The sequence below is a fragment of the Pedobacter sp. 05L430 genome, from assembly GCF_056397585.1.
This window is the reverse complement of sequence record NZ_JBFTNT010000349.1, coordinates 1-4065: the sequence shown is the minus strand read 5'-3', so window position 1 is coordinate 4065 and position 4065 is coordinate 1. Positions and strand designations below refer to the sequence as shown.

Annotated in this window: 3 protein-coding genes; all 3 read left to right on the top strand. The window is 40.6% G+C overall.

Translation table 11 applies throughout. The features are described 5' to 3' along the window. Positions 1-533, top strand: a 533-nt coding sequence (locus AC1DG9_RS24405; RefSeq protein ID WP_477635406.1) for a hypothetical protein, incomplete at its 5' end; no start/stop codon positions are given. A gap of 174 nt (positions 534-707) precedes the next feature. Further along, entirely contained in the window at positions 708-2102 is a 1395-nt protein-coding gene (locus AC1DG9_RS24400; RefSeq protein ID WP_337718155.1) for a TolC family protein, read from the top strand. Between the two features lie 12 nt (positions 2103-2114). Further along, positions 2115-4065: efflux RND transporter permease subunit (locus AC1DG9_RS24395; RefSeq protein WP_477635405.1), on the top strand; the 1951-nt coding region annotated here is incomplete at its 3' end.

Here is a 4065-nt window from a genome sequence, read left to right as displayed (position 1 = left end):
GGCTTATTTCGGAAGAAAAAACTAAAGCGAGAAACATGACTAAGATGTTAACCCGCGAAGAATATAAAAAATACTTTGATCACTTGGGAACAGATTTTTTTGCAGAACGCCTGCAGGAAGGAGAAAATAAAATCCTTGAATGGCAGCGTGCGCCTGTTAGTCAGACATACGATAGTCAGGAGATCGATGACGCGCTTTTTCGTTTGGTTAAAGGGGTAGTGAGCAATTTCAAATTGTATTTTAAATCCAGGCCGGATATATACGCCAGATTTACATTAAAAGATCACACCATTGAAATTACATTGCTTTACGATGAAGACCCTTACTATGATCATCATGGGTGGATATTTGGAGATGGCAAAGAAATTAAACCTCTCGGATTTATTCTCAAAGACGAACAATGGATATATCAATATCATTTTGATAAGTTTAAAGACGCTTTGGAAATCAAAATCCTACTTGCCCGTTTAATCTATGATGTATTCAATTACGACCGCAGATTTGATTCAGCAAGAATAGTATATGATGATTAAATCTTCTATGGATTGTTTGCCTCAAACTTTGCCTTATCCAACCAGATACTCAATGTAATGGTAAAGTCATTAATTTAAAAAAGGGGCAATTATTTGAATTTCATAATAAATCGTTTGACGCGCATACTTTGAGCTCGGGGTAGAAAAATAAATTTGTCGTGTAATAAATACACTATGACTAAAGTCCTACCTTACTTTCTATTTTTCAGCTTTATAATTATTGATACCAAAACATCATCAGCGCAAACACTAAAACTTAAGGATGCTGTAAATACTGCTTTAACCAATTATGGAACCATTAAAGCTAAACAGAATTATGTTAACGCCTCACAAGCTTCCGTAAGGCAAGCTAAAACTGATTTCCTTCCAAACTTAAGCTTATCGGCCCAGCAAGACTATGGTACCATTAACGGACAAAATGGCCCTTCTTATGGCCTGGGCGGATTAGGTATAGCGTCAAGCGGACCAGCATTTGAAAAGCAAAACTGGAATTCCGCTTTCGGGGGCTTGTACCTTGCCAATATCAATTGGGATTTTTTCACCTTTGGCAGGATCAAAGAAAGGGTTAAAGTAGCCAATACGATCTTGCAAAGAGATCAGAACGACCTGGCGCAGGAAAAGTTTCAACAGCAAATCAAAGTCTCCGCAGCCTACCTGAATCTGCTGGCCGCCCAACGATTAGCTAAATCCCAGGAGAACAATCTCGAAAGAGCAATCACCTTCAAAAATACAGCAGTGATCAGGGCACACAACGGGCTAATTGCCGGCGTAGATTCATCACTTGCCAAAGCAGAAGTTTCAAGCGCAAAAATCTCGCTGACTAAGGCAAGAGACCTGGAACAGGAACAAGCCAATCGTTTAGGTATACTGATGGGTGTAACCTCAACAGAAATGGAACTGGATACGGCCTCTATTTCAAGAATTCCTCAACAGATGTATGCAGATAGCTTATTGAATGAAAAAAATCATCCGCTGATGCGATTCTACAAAAACAGGGTCGATGTGAGCAATGAGCAGGTAAACCTTTTCCGAAAATCCTACTATCCTACCTTTTCTCTTTTTGGCGTAATGCAGGGAAGAGGATCCGGATTTAGCTCCGCATACGCTCAAAACCAGACAGCCTTTACCCGAAGTTATTTTGATGGGATAAACCCAACCAGAGGAAACTATCTTTTGGGTGTCGGGGTAGTTTGGAATTTAACAAGCATACTGCGTACCAGCCCTCAGGTACGGGCGCAACAGTTCCAAAGTAAAGGGCTACAAGACGAATATGAACTTGTGGGCCAGCAATTACAAGCTCAATTATCATTAGCTAACGCCAAACTCAAAAATGCCATTGACAATTACAATGAAGCACCGATACAGGTTAAAGCGGCATCTGACGCCTATCTTCAGAAAAGTACTTTATATAAAAATGGATTAACTACAATAGTAGACCTTACCCAGGCATTGTATACCCTTAACCGCGCAGAAACTGACAGAGATATTGCCTACAACAATGTGTGGCAGGCATTATTGCTAAAATCGGCTGCACTTGGAGATTTTGACCTTTTCATCAACGAATTTTAATTAGCAATATTCATGAATTTAATCCGCTTTGCGCTTAGAAAACCTATCTCAATATTAGTATTGGTTGCCGGGCTATTCTTTTTTGGCATTAGTGCAGTAAACACCATTAAGGTAGATATTTTACCTAAAATGAACCTGCCGGTGATCTATATCGCCCACCCTTTCGGCGGTTACACCCCTACCCAGATGGAAGCTTACTTTGGCAAGCAATACGTTAACATCTTATTGTTTGCCAATGGCATTAAAACCATTGAAACCAAAAATATTCAGGGTCTGATGCTAATGAAGCTCACTTACTACGAAGGAACCAATATGGCTCAGGCAGCTTCCGAGCTCAGTGCCCTATCCAATCGTGCCCAGGCCATTTTTCCTCCGGGGTCACAGCCTCCCTTCATTATCCGTTTTGATGCTTCATCTCTTCCAATAGGTCAGCTTGTACTAAGCAGTCCTATAAGAACAAACAACGAATTGCAGGATATTGCCAACACCTATGTTCGTGCTTCATTTACTTCTATCCCAGGCTTGTTAGCACCTGCGCCTTTTGGTGGAAGTCCACGAACAATTGAAATAAATGTGGATCCGGTATTAATGCGTTCACATAATTTAACCGTAGACCAGGTAGTTGAAGCCATCAAAGTAAATAACCAAACAGCGCCTCCGGGTAATGTTCGTATAGGAGATAAGAATTACCTGACTCCAACCAATTATACAATCAAAAATGTTAAAGATTTTGAAAATATTCCATTATTTAAGGGGGGCGTACAAAACCTTTACCTGCGAGATGTTGCTGTAGTTAAGGATGGAGCAGATGCGACAGCTGGCTACGCCTTAATTAATGGTAAGCGTTCGGTATACCTGAGCATTGCCAAATCAGGTGACGCCTCTACATGGGATGTGGTTAGTAACTTAAAAAAGAATTTACCTCAGATTCAGAACACGCTGCCTGAGGATGTAAAACTGTCCTACGAATTTGACCAATCGGTATATGTGATCAATGCAGTAAAAAGTCTGATCAGCGAGGGCGCAATCGGCGCTATTCTTACCGGACTAATGGTATTACTATTTTTAGGTGACAAAAGGGCGGCATTGATTGTAATTCTAACCATACCAACTTCTATCATTGCGGGGGTTTTGTTTCTGAAGTTATTCGATCAAACCATCAATATCATGTCTTTAAGTGGCTTAGCATTAGCCATTGGTATCCTGGTCGACGAATCAACAGTAACGATAGAAAATATACACCAGCATTTTGATATGGGTAAACCCAAGGCCCTGGCCATTTGGGATGCCTGTAAGGAAATCGCCTTCCCAAAATTGCTGATCCTATTGTGTATCCTTGCTGTATTTGCACCCGCCTTTACCATGACAGGCATTCCCGGAGCACTATTCTTGCCATTGGCACTTGCAATTGGCTTCTCTATGATTGTTTCCTTCTTTTTATCACAAACCTTCGTACCTATCATGGCCAATTGGTTAATGGTAGCACACCCTAAAAAAACACCAAAGCATAGTAAAAGGATTACAGATGATGAGGCAGTTTTTAACGAAACAGGACTAGGACTGGAATCAGAAAAAGATACGCTAAATCAAAAGAAAATCCTTGTAGAACGTGAAGACTTCAGTAACGATGGCAAGATTTCCCTCTTTGACAGATTCAGGAATCGATTTATGCGCTTTCTGGATCGACTTATGGCTTATCGTAAACCTGTAGTATTGGTTTATTTGCTGGTCGTTATTGTAGCCGCAGCCTTGTTACTCACAAATATTGGAAGAGACGTACTGCCTAAAGTAAATTCCAGTCAGTTTCAGTTAAGGATGAAAGCTCCCGAAGGAACCAGATTGGAACGTACAGAAGCAAAAGTACAGGTGATCCTTAAGGAAATCAAAAGAATGGTTGGAGAGGACCATTTATCCATTAGTTCAGTATATGTAGGACAGCATCCATCTTTATTCTCTGTAAACC